This is a genomic window from Rhizobium rosettiformans, assembly GCF_016806065.1.
GTDB lineage: Bacteria > Pseudomonadota > Alphaproteobacteria > Rhizobiales > Rhizobiaceae > Allorhizobium.
The window spans coordinates 2,967,918-2,984,133 of sequence record NZ_CP032405.1 but is presented as its reverse complement, the minus strand read 5'-3'; the positions used below and the strand labels follow the sequence as shown (position 1 = coordinate 2,984,133).

The 16,216-nt window shown below is 61.5% G+C and carries 12 protein-coding genes; 8 read left to right on the top strand and 4 right to left on the bottom strand.

The genetic code is table 11. The features are described from left to right. The first annotated feature begins 25 nt into the window (after positions 1-25). Positions 26-2,089, top strand: coding sequence for a prolyl oligopeptidase family serine peptidase (locus D4A92_RS14555; RefSeq protein WP_203014621.1), 2,064 nt, complete (start codon positions 26-28; stop codon positions 2,087-2,089). Positions 2,090-2,126: 37 nt separating this feature from the next. On the opposite strand, the gene D4A92_RS14550 is transcribed toward D4A92_RS14555, so the two are convergent. Together D4A92_RS14550 and D4A92_RS14545 are read right to left on the bottom strand one after the other, a co-directional pair. Next, positions 2,127-2,576 carry a DNA polymerase III subunit chi gene (locus D4A92_RS14550; protein ID WP_203019976.1) on the bottom strand — a complete coding sequence of 150 codons (450 nt, stop codon included), beginning with the start codon at positions 2,574-2,576 and terminating at the stop codon, positions 2,127-2,129. A gap of 17 nt (positions 2,577-2,593) precedes the next feature. Continuing rightward, positions 2,594-4,090, bottom strand: a complete 1,497-nt coding sequence (locus D4A92_RS14545) for a leucyl aminopeptidase (protein WP_203014617.1) — start codon at positions 4,088-4,090, stop codon at positions 2,594-2,596. A gap of 269 nt (positions 4,091-4,359) precedes the next feature. On the opposite strand from D4A92_RS14545, the gene lptF reads away from it, so the two are divergent. The 6 genes from lptF (at position 4,360) to rsmA (ending at position 11,881) form a co-directional block, all read left to right on the top strand. Further along, the gene (gene lptF / locus D4A92_RS14540; RefSeq protein ID WP_203014613.1) at positions 4,360-5,526 is read left to right on the top strand and encodes an LPS export ABC transporter permease LptF; all 1,167 of its coding nucleotides are present in this window, start codon (positions 4,360-4,362) and stop codon (positions 5,524-5,526) included. After that, positions 5,523-6,605, top strand: a complete 1,083-nt coding sequence (lptG, locus tag D4A92_RS14535; RefSeq protein ID WP_203014610.1) for an LPS export ABC transporter permease LptG — start codon at positions 5,523-5,525, stop codon at positions 6,603-6,605. Before lptF ends, lptG begins: the two co-directional genes overlap by 4 nt. Beyond that, positions 6,605-8,941 (top strand): LPS-assembly protein LptD, encoded by a 2,337-nt coding sequence (locus tag D4A92_RS14530; RefSeq protein ID WP_203014607.1) that lies wholly within the window; start codon positions 6,605-6,607, stop codon positions 8,939-8,941. The genes lptG and D4A92_RS14530 overlap by 1 nt, the downstream gene beginning before the upstream one ends. 127 nt (positions 8,942-9,068) lie before the next feature. Then, complete coding sequence (locus D4A92_RS14525; protein WP_203014605.1) at positions 9,069-10,013, top strand: peptidylprolyl isomerase; 945 nt, start codon at positions 9,069-9,071, stop codon at positions 10,011-10,013. An 18-nt stretch (positions 10,014-10,031) separates the two neighbouring features. Further along, positions 10,032-11,054, top strand: coding sequence for a 4-hydroxythreonine-4-phosphate dehydrogenase PdxA (gene pdxA / locus D4A92_RS14520; RefSeq protein WP_203014602.1), 1,023 nt, complete (start codon positions 10,032-10,034; stop codon positions 11,052-11,054). Further along, the gene (gene rsmA, locus D4A92_RS14515) at positions 11,054-11,881 is read left to right on the top strand and encodes a 16S rRNA (adenine(1518)-N(6)/adenine(1519)-N(6))-dimethyltransferase RsmA (protein ID WP_203014593.1); all 828 of its coding nucleotides are present in this window, start codon (positions 11,054-11,056) and stop codon (positions 11,879-11,881) included. Before pdxA ends, rsmA begins: the two co-directional genes overlap by 1 nt. Positions 11,882-11,896: 15 nt before the next feature. Here the strand turns inward: rsmA and D4A92_RS14510 are convergent, their stop codons facing one another. Together D4A92_RS14510 and D4A92_RS14505 are read right to left on the bottom strand one after the other, a co-directional pair. Then, the gene (locus tag D4A92_RS14510; RefSeq protein ID WP_203014590.1) at positions 11,897-14,065 is read right to left on the bottom strand and encodes a methyl-accepting chemotaxis protein; all 2,169 of its coding nucleotides are present in this window, start codon (positions 14,063-14,065) and stop codon (positions 11,897-11,899) included. A gap of 157 nt (positions 14,066-14,222) precedes the next feature. Further along, complete coding sequence (locus D4A92_RS14505; protein WP_203014587.1) at positions 14,223-15,140, bottom strand: LysR family transcriptional regulator; 918 nt, start codon at positions 15,138-15,140, stop codon at positions 14,223-14,225. 154 nt (positions 15,141-15,294) lie between these two features. On the opposite strand from D4A92_RS14505, the gene choX reads away from it, so the two are divergent. After that, on the top strand, positions 15,295-16,197 hold the full coding sequence (choX, locus tag D4A92_RS14500; RefSeq protein WP_246754115.1) for a choline ABC transporter substrate-binding protein: 903 nt from the start codon (positions 15,295-15,297) through the stop codon (positions 16,195-16,197). Positions 16,198-16,216 lie beyond the last annotated feature (19 nt).

Genomic DNA, 16,216 nt, shown 5'->3' with positions numbered 1-16,216 from the left:
GACGAAAATGCAAAGGAGCAGCGCCATGGATCTCTTTCTTGAAAAGGATGACGATCCGCAGACGCTGGCCTTTGTTGCCGCACGGAACGCACGTTCTCACGAGGCGCTGGCGACACCTGAAATGGAGGCAGACGCCGAGGCGCTGCGGTCCATGATGGAGCGCCAGGACAGGCTGATCGTGCCAACGCGGCGCGGCGACTGGCTGTTCGACTTCAACCGTTCCCGGGACAATCCGCTCGGCGTGTTGCGCCGACTCCCGGCGACGGATGCGCCGCGGGCCGATGCCGCGTGGGAAACGGTGTTCGATGTCGATGCTTTCTGTGCGCAAGAGGGAAAACGCTGGATCTTCGGCGGCTGTGTCACCTGCCCCTTCGAGCCGACGCGCGTTCTGCTGCGCCTGTCTGACGGTGGCTCAGACCTGACGCGTTTTCTCGAGTTCGATCTCGAAACCAAACGGGTGGTGGACGGCGGCTTCGACACGCCGGCGGTTCGGGCGCAGGCGTCATGGCTCAGTGCCAACGAGATCGCCTATTTCGGATCGATCGACGCCTTTTCCGCCACGCAATCCGGCTGGCCAAGGGTCGGGCGGCGATTGCGTCGGGGCGAAGAGCCGGCAGAGGCTGAGATCCTCTTTGAAGCCGCACCGAGCGACGTCACCGGCTATGGCTTTATCATCGATCCCGAACTCGGCGGCTACACAGGGCCCGACACGCGACAGATCCGCGTATTCATGGCGAACCACGAGATCGGCAAGCTCAGCCTTCATGTCGAAGATGCCGATGGCGTTGCCCGCCGGCTGCCGCTGCCACGGGAAATCGGCTTTGACATCAACCACAGCCACATCCTCTGGCTCGCGAAGAGCGACGAGCAGGTGGCGTCCGGCAGCCTCGTCCTGCAGGCGCTGACACCGTTCGATTCTGAACCTCTCGCGCCAAATCGGCGCGTTCTAGTGGAGCCTTCACCCGGTCGCGCGGTGCATCACTTCACCCTGCTCCGCCACTGGGCGGTCTACACGGTCGACGATCGCCTCTCGCCGGAACTCTATGCACTCGATCTGACGCGAGAGGACGCTGTGCCTCAGCGCATCGACCTGCCAGCCGGCATTGAGGCCCTCTATTTCACGCCGCTGCATGCCGACCTGCATCTGGGAGACGATACACTTCACGTGATCGGCTCCGGCTTCCTGGTGCCGCCGACCCGCTACACGCTCGCCCTTTCCGATCAGGACCGCAATCCGACCAAGGACCCGCTTGCCCTGGTGCCGCAGGAAACATCGCCCGCCTTTTTCGACGCTGAGGGCATGAGCAGCGAACTTCTCGAAGCGACATCAGAGGATGGCACCAAGGTGCCTTACCATCTGGTGCTGCCGAAGGCGTGGACGAAGGGCGAGCTTCCGGTTCTGATCTATGGCTATGGCGGCTTCGCCGTTCCGCTTGCGCCGCATTATTCCGGGACCACCGGACGGTTTCTGGAGCAGGGTGGCGCCTATGTGCAGGCCTATATCCGCGGCGGCTCAGAACTGGGGCCGGACTGGCACACCCCCGTAAAGCGTGAAGGCCGCCACAAGGCATACGAGGACTTCGTCGCGATCGCCCGCGATCTGGTGAAGCGTGGCTATACCAATCCATCGCGCATTGCCTGCACCGGCGGCAGCAATGGCGGCCTGCTTACTGGGGTCATGCTGACGCGTTATCCTGATGATTTCGGCGCCGTCTGGTGCCGGGTTCCGGTGCTCGACATGACCCGCTTCCATCTCTTCCCGGCCGGACGGGCGTGGATGGACGAATACGGCAATCCCGACGACGAGGACGACCGCACCTATCTCCTCGCCTACTCACCGCTGCATCAGGTTAAACCGGCATCGGACCAAGCCTATCCGCCCGTCTATATCGAAAGCTCCAGCAACGACGACCGAGTGCATCCGTCGCATGCGCGGCGCTTTGCGATGCGGCTGGAAGAGGCCGGACACCTGCCGCTCTTCCATGAATACGGTTCCGGTGGCCATGGCGGGGCCGGCAACTCGGCGGAAATGGCGCGACGGACCGCCATGGGCTACAGCTTCTTGCGCCAGACGATCATGAAAGCCTGATATCGATAAAGGGCGCCGCTGAGCCGGCGCGCCCCAATCAGGCCTTTTTCTCCCAGCGCCCCTCTGGGCTCTGTTGCCAGTAGGTCAGCGTGTGCCCCTGGCCCTTCAGACGTTTCCATTGCGAGCGGGCCCCCTCCAGTTGTTCCGTGTCGTAGCCGTCGAAGACGAAGACGACGCGGTCATAGGGCAGCTCATCCGGCGGCTCGGCGCCATCGACCAAAAAGCGCACGCTCGCCTGGTTGATGTTTTCGGTACCCGTCGTCAGCAGCACCGGTTGGCGATCCGGAGAGGCGCCGTCTTCCGTGCCATGCGGCAGAAAACTCTCGTCCCGATAGGTCCAGAGATGCGCATCGAGCGCATCCCGCCGTTCGGGGTCACGTGTCTGGACGGCCACGCGCCAGCCGCGCTCGACGCTCTTTTCCAGGAGCGGCGGGAGCGCGTCTTCCAGCTTCGATTCCGTCAGATGGTAGAAGAGAACATCGGCCACAGAGGCAGTCACCGCCATCAGGATTCGTAATTCGCGCGAACGAGTTCATCGAGCAGGCGAACGCCATAGCCCGAACCCCAGGACTGGTTGATCTCATCGTGCGCCGAACCCATCGCTGTGCTTGCGATGTCCAGATGCGCCCAGGGCGTATCCTTGACGAAGCGCTTCAGGAACTGAGCGGCCGTGATCGAACCTGCCTGGCGACCGCCGGTGTTCTTCATGTCGGCGAATTTGGAGTCGATGAGCTTGTCGTACTCCTTGCCGAGCGGCATGCGCCACAGGCGCTCGTTGGTCGTCAGGCCCGCAGCGAGAAGCTTCTCAGACAGTTCGTCGTCGTTGGAGAACAGGCCCGCATGCACACTGCCGAGGGCTACGCCGATCGCCCCGGTCAGCGTCGCCAAGTTGATCATGAAGGCAGGCTGGAAACGATCGTTGCAATACCAGAGGGCATCGCAAAGCACGAGGCGGCCTTCCGCATCCGTGTTGATCACCTCGATCGTCTGGCCCGACATCGATGTCACGATATCGCCCGGGCGCTGGGCATTGCCGTCGGGCATGTTTTCGACGAGGCCGAGGATGCCGATGGCATTGACCTTTGCCTTGCGGGCGGCAAGCACATGCATCAAGCCCGCGACGGCGGCAGCACCGCCCATGTCACCCTTCATGTCCTCCATGCCGCCAGCCGGCTTGATCGAGATGCCGCCAGTATCGAAAACCACGCCCTTGCCGACAAAAGCGATCGGCTTGTCTTTCGACTTTCCGCCCTTCCACTGCATCACGACGAGGCGCGGCGGACGCACCGAGCCCTGGGCGACGCCGAGAAGCGCGCCCATGCCGAGCTTCTTCATCTCTTCTTCCGTCAGGATCTCGACCTCGACACCGAGCTTTTCGAGGTCCTTCGCCTTGGCGGCGAATTCGAGCGGACCGAGAACATTCGCAGGCTCATTGACGAGGTTGCGGGCGAGGATCACGCCGTCCGCGACCGCTTCCGTTTCGGCGAAGGCCTTCTTGGCGGCTGAGGCCTCAGCGGTGACGATCGTCACCTTCACCGTCTTTTCAGCCTTGTCTTCCTCGTCTTCCGACTTCTTCTTGGTCCTGTAGGTGTCGAACTTGTAGGCGCGGAGCAGCATTCCAAGCGCGAAATCCGCGACAGCCTTCGGCGAGACCTGAAGTCCGGGGACATCGACGTAGACGGTTACGGTGTCAGCCCCCTTCACCGCCGCCGTGGCAACGCCCCCTGCCTTCAACCAATCATGCGCGGACAGGCTGTCGCCCTTGCCGAGACCGAGGACGACCAGACGGTCGAGCGTCGAGCCGTGCGGGGCGACGATATCGAGGGTCGAAAGGGACTTGCCGGTGAACTTGCCGGACTTCGCGGCACGAGCATAGACGCCCGCCGGATCCGCTTCAGCAGCCCCAGCCGGCTTGTCGGCGCCTGATGTCGTCAACAGAATGGCAAGGCCTTCCGTTGCTGCTTGGGACTTGGCGAAGGAGACGGCGAGTTTCAGCGACATGAAGGGCATCCTAGATACGTGATGAGAAGACTTGTTGGGATCATGGTCTTTTCGCGAACGATGGCAAGAGTTTGACCGGGCATTCCTCATCCAATCCCCCGATTGCGGCCATGGTCGCGCCAGCGTGTCCGATTTATCGCGGTGAAAGAAAAAACAGGATCAGGAAGCCGGGGAAATTGCCATCCCTCGGTCGCCAAAATGCCGCAAGCATTGTAGAGAACGCCAATCCTCGGCGCGACGTCTGCGTGTCGCGCCTGCAAGGGAACCCTATGAAGATACTCGAACAATACATCCTGCGGCGGGTCGTCCTGATGTTCACGACAGCGCTTTTGCCGGTGCTGGCGATCATCTGGACGACGCAGGTATTGCGACGTATCAACCTCGTCACCGATAGTGGCCAGTCGGTCGGGTCCTTCATGCTGCTGGCGACGATGATCCTGCCGACCATCATCGCGACCGTCCTGCCCTTCGCGCTGGTCATCGGCATCACCCACACGCTGACCACGATGAACAATGATTCGGAGCTCGCGGTCATCGATGCCGCCGGAGCACCGAGACGAACGATCCAGCGTCCGCTTCTGATGCTGGCCGGCGGTCTCAGCATCTTTTCGCTGGTGATGCTCGGCTTCGTCGAGCCGGCGATGCGCGTCAATGTGCGGACCATGATCGCGACCGCCTATGCCGATCTTCTCTCTTCGGTCATCGAGGAAAAGACCTTCCGTCAGATCGAGCCCGGCCTTTACGTGCAGATCTCGGAGCGGCAGGCTGGCCGCAAGATGAAGGGACTGCTGGTTGCCGATTCCCGCGACCCCGCATCCGAGCTCATCTATTATGCCCGTGAGGGCGCGGTCGAAGAGACCGGCAAGGCGCTCGTGATGCAGGATGGCGAAGTGCAGCGCAAAGCGCCGAACGGCGATGTGACCGTCATCCGCTTCGACCGCTACGCCTTCGATCTTTCGGACCTTTCGGAGGAGCGCGGCCAGGCCCGCTTCGGCGCCAAGGATCGCGACCTGTTCTACCTGATGGATCCCGATCCACTCGACGAGCGCTATGTCAGCAATCCCAACGACTTCACGGCCGAGCTCCACCGCCGCATCAGCGCGGCCTTCTTCCCGATGGTCTTTGCCCTGATCAGTCTGATGATCTGCGGTGATGCGCGGTCCCACCGTGAGGCGCGATTGCATCCCATGGCCTCGGCGCTCTTGATGTCGCTCACCATCTTCTGGGCGTCGAACTACGTCACCTCGTTGGTGGAGACATCCCCAGCCTTCGTGCCCCTGCAATATCTGGTACCGCTTGGCAGCGGCGCGGTCGCTGCCTTCATGCTGGCGACGAATCGCAGTCCGCGATTGCCGCGCGCAGTTTCGGCGCTTGTGGGTATGGTGATCACCATGACGCAGAAGCGGCTTGGCACAGGCACCGGGAGCGCCGCATGATCTGGACTCTCGGGCTCTATTTCTTCCGGCGCTACATGATGACGACGCTGTGGTTTTTCCTTGGCGTCGTCTCGATAACCTATCTTATCGACTTCACGGAAACCTCCGGCCGCTATGACGACCTGCCGGGCTATTCCGTGACCGGCGTGCTCTACCTCACTGCCTTGCGGCTGCCTCTGATTCTCCAACAGACGGTGCCGTTTATCGGCCTCTTCGTCGGCATGGCGACGCTGATTGCCCTCAACCGCAAGTCCGAACTGGTCGTCGCGCGGGCGGCTGGCATTTCCGTCTGGCAGTTCATGGCGCCCTTCCTGATCGGCGCCACCCTGATCGGCCTGACGACGACTCTGGTGATCAATCCCCTCGCCGCCTGGGGTGAACGCCAGGGCACCGAAATCGAAACGAAGTGGCGTGAAACGGCCGGCAGCGCGAAACCGGCGCCGATTCCGTGGCTGCGCCAGTCGAGCGGCGACAATGACGTGGCGCTCGGTGCGCGCGCCGTTCTTGAGGATGGCACGCTGCTCGTCGATGCCGTTCTGCTGCATTTCGACCAGGACGGACGCATCGTGCTGCGTCAGGATGCACGCACGGCTTCTTTGAAAGATGGTTACTGGATGCTTACCGACGTTCTCGAGACGCGTCCGGGAGAGATCCAGACGCGACTCGCTGAGGCGCGGGTTGCGACCAATCTCAACGAGGAATTCGTTCAGCAGCGCCTTGCCCGACCGGAAAGCGTTGCTTTTTATGATCTTTTTCAGAAAATTGAAGTTGCCCGATCCTTCGGGATCGCACCTCATGCGCTGGAAACGCAGTTTCACTCGCTGCTTTCACTGCCATTCCTGATGATTGCAATGACGCTGATTGCAGCAACCGTGTCGCTGAAATTCAGCCGTATCAACCAATCGAGAACGGTGATTCTCGGTGGAATATTGTCAGGCTTCGTGCTTTATGTTGTCTCTGTGCTCGTCAGAGCATTCGGAAGCAGCGGCGTCATGCCGCCATATGTTGCGGCCTGGGTCCCAGTTGTCGTAGCCATGGCACTGGGGGCAACGATTCTGCTTCACAAGGAGGATGGTTAGTGGCGGTAAAAGACCGCGGGAATATCAGGAGGCTCTCAGTAGCCCTGCTGACCAGTGTCGCTGTGTGCGCTATGGCGCCCGCTGCGCCTCTCGTGCATGCGCAGAGCCTGTCCGACTCAGCGTCGATGGCAGGTAACGTCCCTGATGACGCGAAGCTGCTTCTGGCAGCCAATGAACTCGTTTATGACCGTGATGCCGAGCGCGTTGTCGCGAACGGCGCGGTGCAGATCAATTATGCCGGCTACCAGATGGTGGCCCGTCAGGTCGTTTACGACCAGAAAACGGGCCGCGTCACAGCGGCGGGCAATATCGAGCTGGTCGAGCCGACCGGAAACCGCATCTATGCGGATTCGCTCGATGTCACCGACAATTTCTCCGACGGCTTCCTGCGTGCCTTGCGCGTGGAGAGCACCGACAACACACGCCTCGTTGCCGAAAGCGCTCAGCGCGTCGGCGGCACGCAGATGATTCTGCACAAGGGCGTGTACACGGCATGTCTTCCCTGCGCGGAAAACCCGTCCCGTCCGCCGCTCTGGCAGGTGAAGGCAGAACGCGTCGTACAGGACGGCACGAAGAAGACCGTGCGGCTCGAAAGGGCCCGGTTTGAACTGTTCGGCAAGTCGCTTGTGACGCTGCCGTTCATCGAGGTGCCTGATAATACCGTCAAGCGGAAGTCGGGCTTCCTGTTCCCGCAGTTCCGCTCGGGCGAAAATGTCGGTTTCGGCATTGCGGTCCCCTACTACATCGCCATTGCACCGGACCGCGACGCGACGATCACCACGACAGGCTTCAGCGCGCAAGGCGTGCTGCTCGAAGCAGAGGTCCGCCAGCGCTTCGAGAAGGGGCAAGCCAATATCCGGATCGCTGGCATCAGCCAGATGAATACGGATGAGTTCACCGCCGGCACGAGCGACGCCGAGCGCGACACGCGCGGCCTCATCGCGTCCAAGGGCGAGTTCAAGATCAATCCGCGCTGGTCATTCGGCTGGGATGTCATGGTGCAGAGCGACAACAATTTCGCACGCACCTACGGCATCGATGGGCTGAATGCGTCAACGAACACCAATGTCGTCTATCTGACCGGCATCGGCGAACGCAATTTCTTCGACATGCGCGGTTACTATTTCGACGTTCAGGATGCGGACCTGAACAATACAGCCGAAAAGAAGCAGGCCACTGTCCTGCCGGTCATCGACTACAGCTACTACGCGCCCGAACTGGTCGCCGGTGGCCAGCTGGCTGGCACCTTGAACTTCACCTCCCTGTCGCGCTTCTCGAGCGAGTTTGCCGACACAAACAGGGACGGCGCATTTGATGTTTATCGCGGGCTGAAGGGCCACATGAACCGCCTGACGGGCGAGCTCGAATGGGAGCGCACTTTCGACGGTCCGGGCGGTTTGCAGATCACGCCGCTTCTGGCTGCGCGCGGCGATGTTTATGGCCTCGCCATGGACGCGCCCGGCAACTACACCGGCGGCTACACGAGCAATGACGCACCTGCTCGCTATTTGCTGACTGCCGGTATCGAAGCCCGCTACCCGTGGCTTATCACGACTGCCAACAGCTCGCATATCATCGAGCCGATCGCGCAGATCTATGCCCGCAACAACGAGGGCTATGCTGGCCAGTTGCCGAACGAAGACGCGCAGAGCTTGGTGTTCGATGCGAGCAACCTCTTCTCGCGCAACAAGTTTTCCGGGTTTGATCGTGTCGAGGGCGGCACACGCGCCAATGTCGGCATGCGCTACACCGGTAGCTTCGACAACGGGATCGGCGTTCGTGCTGTCATCGGCCAGTCCTACCATCTGGCGGGCCTGAATTCCTATGCGACACAGGACCTGCTGGCCGTGGGCTCCGATTCCGGCCTTGAGACTGACGTTTCCGACTACGTCGCATCGGCTGGCTTCGAACTGCCGATCGGGCTTTCGCTGAGTGCCGGTGTGCGGCTCGACGAGGAAACGCTCGATGTCCGCCGTACCGACGTCAACGCGACCTATGCTCAGGACCGGTTTGAAACAAGCCTGACATTTACCCAGGTTGACGCTCGCCCGGCCTACTCGTTCAGCAACGACAACCAGACGGTCACCAGCTCCACGACCGTGAAGGTCACTGAGAACTGGTCGGTGTTTGGCTCGGTCAACTACGACATCGATGCCGACAAGTTCAACCGCCGCAGTGTTGGCATCTCCTATGCCGACGAATGCACGGTCTTCTCGATCGCCTATTCGGACAAGTATGACCCGAATGCCGAGACCGCGAACGACTGGACGATCGGTGGAAAGCTGGTGTTCCGCACCCTCGGAGAGATCAATCTCAGCGACACCTCGTTCGAGTGAGGCAAAGCCGCTGCGATGCAGGTCATTGTTTCGCCGCATGGATTGTGCAATCCGTGCGGCGGTTCTAAAATCCGTTACATGATCTAAGTCCGGAGCAGGCTTCTGCAGTTCGGAGAAAGGATGACAGATGGCTCATGCAAAAAAAGGCACCGGTCTGCTGCTCGCCGGCGTCATCGCGCTGTCCTTAAGCGTCAGCCCGACGCCAATCTTTGCGCCGGCTCAGGCAGCAACATCGGTGGCAGCCGTTGTCAACAAGACCGCGATCACCAGCGCTGACGTCGCGCGCCGCGTGGCCTTCCTCAGGCTGCAGCGTCGCAGCGGCAATCTCCAGCAGATCGCCCGGGAAGAGCTCGTGAACGAGACGCTGAAGCGCGAGGAAATCGCGCGCGTCGGCATGTCCGTCAGCACGGCGGATGTGGATGCCTCGTTCGAACGCTTTGCGTCATCGAACAAGATGTCCGTATCGCAGCTCAATTCCGTGCTCGATCAGGCGGGCGTGGGTGCTGCCCACTTCAAGTCCTTCATCGCCGTCTCGATGAGCTGGCCGCGCCTCGTGAACGCGCGTTACGGGGCAGGCGCACGTGGCCGTTTGTCGAACCAGGATCTCGTGACCCGTCTTCTCGAAAACAAAGAGAAGCCGGTGACGACGGAATATTTCCTCAAGCAGGTGATCTTCGTGGTGCCAGCCTCGAAGAAGGGCATCGTCGGCAAGCGCAAGGCGGAAGCCGAAAAGTCGCGCGCCTCGTTCCCGGGCTGCGATCAGGCCATGGAATTCGCCAAGAACTATCTCGATGTGTCGATCCGTAATCTCGGCCGCGTTCTTGAGCCCGAGATGCCGCCGGAATGGAAGCCGCTGGTCGAAAAGGCAAAGGGTGGCACGACGGCAACCCGCGTGACCGACCGTGGTGTCGAGTATCTTGCCATTTGCAACCAGCGTCAGGTCTCCGACGACGTGGCGGCAGAGGTCGTCTTCCGCGCCGAGGATATCGGCAAGGAACAGCAGGGCGAGAACCCGAATTCCGACAAATATCTGGAAGAACTGCGCTCGAAGGCCCAGATCGTAATGCAATAAGCCTCGAAAGGCCGATCCATGACCAATGGCGTCCTTCCGCTGGCGCTCAGCCAGGGCGATCCGGCCGGTATCGGGCCGGATATCGCTCTTCAGGCGTGGCTGAAACGGGGGGAACTGGCGCTCCCGCCGTTCCTCTATATCGGCGATCCCGAGGTCCTGAAGGTCAGGGCCCGCCAGTTGGAACTCGAGGTTGTTGTCGAGGAGACTGATGCGGCGCATGCAAGCGGCGTCTTCGCCCGGGCGCTTCCGGTTCTTCCCATTCCCACCGGCGTCGACGTCTTGGCTGGCAAGCCGCATGTGGCGAATGCCCGCGGCACGATCGCAGCTATCGAGACTGCCGTTGCGCTTTGCCTCCAAGGTACGGTGCGTGCTGTCGTCACCAATCCGATCGCGAAATCCGTGCTGTACGAGGCCGGTTTCGGTTTTCCTGGCCATACCGAGTTTCTCGCCGATCTCGCGGCGCGGGCAAAGGGTGGCTCCGTCATGCCTGTCATGATGCTTGCCGGCCCGAAGCTCAAGGCCGTGCCGGTGACCATCCATATTCCGCTGAAGGATGTTCCGGGCGCGCTGACGGAAGACCTGATCGTCGACACCTGCCGGATCGTCGCGAAGGATCTCGCCGATCGGTTCGGGATCGCCTCCCCGCGGCTGGCGGTCGCCGGCCTCAATCCGCATGCGGGCGAGAATGGCGCGATCGGCCATGAGGACGACGACATCATCCATCCGGCAATCCGCCGGCTGCGCGATGAGGGCATCGATGCCTTCGGCCCTCTGCCCGCCGACACCATGTTTCACGACGATGCACGCAGCCGCTACGACGTGGCGATCTGCATGTATCACGACCAGGCACTGATTCCGGCCAAGGCACTCGGCTTCGACGACAGCGTCAACGTGACGCTCGGGCTTCCCTTCATCCGTACTTCACCGGACCACGGGACGGCCTTTGGCCTCGCGGGCAGCGGTTTTGCCAAGGAAACCAGCCTCGTCGCAGCCTTGCGGATGGCCGATCGCATGGCGCAGGGCAAGGATACATCCCGCTGATGGCCGCGCTCGATGGACTGCCGCCGCTGCGCGACGTGATCGCGCGTCACGGCCTCGATGCCAAGAAGGCGCTCGGACAGAACTTTATCCTCGACCTGAACCTGACCCAGAAGGTGGCCCGCAATGCCGGTTCGCTCGATGGGGTGACGGTGATCGAGGTTGGGCCGGGTCCGGGCGGCCTGACCCGTGCGATCCTGGCTTTAGGCGCGAAGAAGGTCATTGCCATCGAGCGTGATCCGCGTTGCCTGCCGGCTCTCCAGGAGATTGCCGACCATTATCCCGGTCGCCTTGAGGTGATCGAAGGTGATGCGCTGAAGACCGATTTTGCGAGCCTCGCCCCGGGCGAGCCGGTCAAGATCATCGCGAACCTGCCTTACAATGTCGGCACGCAGTTGCTGGTGAACTGGCTGTTGCCAGGCCAATGGCCGCCCTTCTGGCAGTCCCTGACGTTGATGTTCCAGAAGGAAGTCGGGCAGCGGATCGTGGCACGTGAGGACGACAACCATTATGGCAGGCTCGGCGTGCTCTGCGGCTGGCGAACGGAGGCGCACATGGCCTTCGACATCCCCCCGCAGGCCTTCACACCGCCGCCAAAGGTGACCTCGACCGTGGTCCATCTGGTGCCGATCGAAAAGCCCCTGCCCTGTGATCCGGACAAGCTCGAAAAAGTCACGCAGGCTGCTTTCGGCCAACGTCGCAAGATGCTCCGGCAAAGCCTCAAGCCGATCGGCGGCGAAGCATTGCTCGCCCGCGCCGAGATCGATCCTCAACGCCGGGCGGAAACGCTCAGCGTCGAGGAATTCTGCCGGATCGCCAATCTGCTCTGAGTACCCGGTTCCTCGTCAGGCGGCCTCGCGGCCGCGCTGACGGTTCTCGTTGCCGGGCAGCTTGAACATGGCGATCTGACCGTTGAGCCGGTCAGCTTCAGTCGCCACGCTCGACGTCGCTGCACTCGCCTCCTCGACCATCGCCGCATTCTGCTGGGTCACCTGGTCCATCTGGCTGACGGCCTGGCTGATCTCGTTGAGGGCAGCCGATTGCTCCTTTGCAGCCGAAACGATGGCCGTGACGCGTTCGTTGATCTTCATCACATGATCTTCGATGCCCTTCAGCGTGTCGCCGGTTTCGTTGACCAGCCGGACCCCGGCCTCTACCTCCTGCGCCGAACGATTGATCAATGCCTTGATCTCGCGGGCGGCGTTGGCAGACCGCTGAGCAAGTTCGCGGACTTCCTGGGCAACGACGGCAAAGCCCTTACCGGCCTCCCCTGCACGAGCGGCCTCGACGCCGGCATTCAGTGCCAAAAGGTTGGTCTGGAAAGCGATTTCATCGATGACCGAGATGATCTGGCTGATCTGCCCGGAGGACTGTTCGATATGCTGCATCGCCTTGACCGTATCCGATACGACGGCACCGGATTTCTGGGCGGTCACGCTTGCTTCGCGCACCAGGAGGCCCGCCTCTTCCGCACGCTGCGCCGAGCTCGTCATGGTCGTGGTGATCTGCGTGATAGAGGCTGCCGCCTCCTCCAGAGCCGCGGCCTGGCGTTCGGTGCGGCGAGCAAGATCATCGGCTGCCAGTTGCAGTTCCTGCGAGCCGCCATGCAACTGTCCGGTGCTCTCGCGGATGGTCGCCATCACGCCGCAGAGCCGCTCCATCGAGCTGTTGAAGCTCATGCGAAGCGGATCGAGAGAGGGCGCGAAGGGGTTGGACAGACGGTAGCCGATCTCACCCGATGACAGCGCATCCAGGCCACTGGCGAGCTGTTCCACCGCAAATGCGATCTCCGCGGCACGCTCGGCCCGTTCGCGTTCGGCTTCAAGCTCGGCGGCACGCTTGATCCGTTCGGCTGCCTCCTGCTCTTCGCGCTCCTTGACCATGCGGGCCTTGGCAAGCGCGATATATTCGGTGACGGCGCGCCCCATCTGGCCGATCTCGTCCTTGCTCTCGGAACGGATCAGGTCGACTTCGACATTGCCGGCTGCCAGATCATTCATCGTCTTCGTCAGGCGCCGGAGCGGACGCACGACAGTCAGGGACAGCGAAACGGCGAAGAAGCAGGCAAAGGTGAGCACCGTGCTCGTGATACCGGCCACGCGCAGAAGGTGATGGTATTCTTCATCTGCCATCCCTTGTGCATCCACGACAATGGTCGCCAGCGTCTCGTTTTCGAGTTCCTTCAGGCGCTCGATGCGGCGCGCCGAGCGCTCCAGCCACTCGCCGCTGTCGATCGCAGAGAGGTCAGCCGACAGGCCGCCCACCATCATCTTCGAGCGGATATCTTCGACCGCGTCTGCATCCGGCGTATGCAGCGATTCGCGATAGTGCTCCCGATCCTCGTCCGGCAGCAGTTCGAGATACTGATCGATCAGCGACTTCTGCGAGCCGAACATGCCGACGAAATCGAGATAATGTGCCTCGTCGAACTTGCCTTCCGAGATGAAGGCGTGACCCAGATTGCGCTCCTGGCCTGCGACTTCCTTGGCATTCATCAGAAGACTGTAGGCCATCATCTTGCCGACCACGCCTCTGGCGCCTGCCGCGAGCGAGAACTCGCGCGAGACATTCATCAGCCGGTGAACGAGATCGGTGTAGTAGACGAAGACCTCCGTGGGCTCCAAGGCCAGATTGTCTGTCGAGGCCCGGATCTGTGGAAGCTTCGCCAGCACGGCCTCGAGCTCCTGTTCGTGGCGCATCAGCGTCGGATCGCCCTCGGCCTTCATGTCGGCGAGAACCTGATCCATCTTGTCGAGGGCGGGCGCACCGGCGGTTCGGGCGGCCTCAAGTTCGGCGCCATGCTCCCGCCCCTTGGAGGCGAGCAGGCCCACCGCTTCGGCGCGTTCCGCCTGGAGCGCATGCACGAAATCACCGATCACGCCGAGATCGGCGCTGACGATGTTCAGATGGCGAGCATGTTGATAGGCAGTAAACGTCGTATTGATTTCGACATAAGCCAGACCGGCCAGCGCCACGAGCGGTATGGCAAGCGCCAACGCGAGGCGCCAAGTCACTGAAACATCCGTCAATCGCATCTCAATCCCCAGCATTGAACTAATATTCAACACGGCTATGCAACCATAGCGTCATTGGGATCATGCAATGCAATGGTTAAACATTAGTCATTGTTGAATTTGGCAAATTGAATGAAGAGACGATTTATTTGTCCTCTTAGTTCTGGAGCCGTTCCGCCACGGAGCTGGCCGCCTCATCGATCAGCCATGCGGCAAGCAAAGTCACGGCTTCGCTGTCGCTGCCCGGTACGAGCCAGTAACCACGTCCCGCAACGGAGACCATGTCACCGGCCATGACCAGTAGGTTGGCGTCGAGGAGGTGATCAACAATACCCAGCCAGCCAAGAGCCACGCCCTGCCCTGCCATGGCAGCCTGAACGACGAGCGCATAGGTGTTGAAGCGGAGGTCACCCGGACTGTCCCGCAGGCTCTCGCCCAGTCGCTGCCGTGACATGTAGGCTGGCCAGTCGAGCCAGGGCGACAGTTGCTCGGCTTCGAGATGGATTAGAGGACATTGTTGGAGGACCAGGTCCGGTCCATCCGTCAGGTTGCGCGCCAGGCTGGGCGTGCAGACTGGCACCACGCGTTCCGGCATCAGCAAGCGGGCGTCGCTGCCGAACTCGCTGCCAGAGCCGAAGGCGACGGCGAGATCCGCATCCTCGCGCCAATGATGGCTGAGGCGCTGGGTGGCGACGATCTGCAAATCGATTTCCGGATGGCTTTGTCGAAAGGCGTGCATGCGCGGAATAAGCCAAAGGCTCGAGAAAGCGTAATCTGTCGCGAGCCGCACCGCAGGCCTTCTGCGCGCTGCACGCACGCTGCGTTGCAGGGCATCCACCTCCGACACCGTGCGCTCAGCAATTGCCAGCAGCCGCCGCCCTTCCTCGGTGAACCTTACGCCCCTGTGCAGGCGATGCAGCACAGGCTGACCAAATCGCTGCTCCAGAAGGCGGATCTGATAACTCACAGCCGGCTGTGTCAGGCCAAGGGCTTCGGCAGCTGCCGACAGGGAGCCTTTCCGGTCGATCTCGACCAGCAGACGCATCCAGGCGAGATCGATCAGCGCTTCAGACATAAATATTTTCTATGCGAAACATCAAAATTCTCCCGCTTCACAGGTGAATGGCGCACCTCTTGAATAAGGGTAACCAATATCACAACAAGAGGGAACCATCATGCGCAAGACACTCACGTCCGGCACCCGCCTTGGCGGGCTGGCCACTCTGGCAATGCTGTTCATCACCACCGCGGCCGCCGCTGCGGATGCCGAAAGCTGCAAGGTCGTTCGGTTGTCCGATCCGGGTTGGACAGACATCACGGCGACCAATGGCGTCGCCGCAGTTGTTCTTGAGGCGCTCGGCTATGAGCCGGACGTGAAGACGCTTTCCGTGCCGATCGGCTATCAGTCGATGAAGAACGGCGAGATCGATGTGTTTCTCGGCAACTGGATGCCCGCTCAGCAGGCCTTCATCGACGACCTGAACGGTGCACAGGCGATCGAAGTCCTGGCGAAGAACCTGGAAGGTGCAAAGTTCACGCTCGCTGTCCCGACCGCAGTGGCAGAGAAGGGCGTCAAGGATTTCGCCGATCTCGGTAAGAACCCCGACGAGTTCGAAAGCAAGATCTACGGCATCGAGCCTGGTGCACCGGCCAATGCAAACATCCAGAAGATGATCGATGCTGGCGAGTTCGGGCTGAAGGGCTGGGAACTGGTAGAATCCGGGGAACAGGCGATGCTGGCACAGGTCGAGCGAGCCACGAAGGAAGGCAAGGGCGTGGTCTTCCTCGCCTGGGCGCCGCATCCGATGAACGAACGCTTCGACCTCACCTATCTTTCGGGCGGCGACGCCTATTTTGGCGCCAATTACGGCGGTGCCGAAGTCTATACGCTGGCCCGCACCGGCTGGAGCGGCAACTGCCCGAATGCCGCAACCCTCTTCAAGCAGATGACCTTCGACGTCTCGATGGAAAACGTTTTGATGGGTGAGATCCTCGGCGGCAAGGATTCGAAGGAAGCGGCAACGGAGTGGCTGAAGGCCAATCCTGCCGTCATGGATGCCTGGCTGCAAGGCGTGACCACTTTCGACGGCCAGCCGGGTGACGCTGCGGTCAAATCGGCTCTCGGTCTTTAAGGTCGCATCCCGTGACATC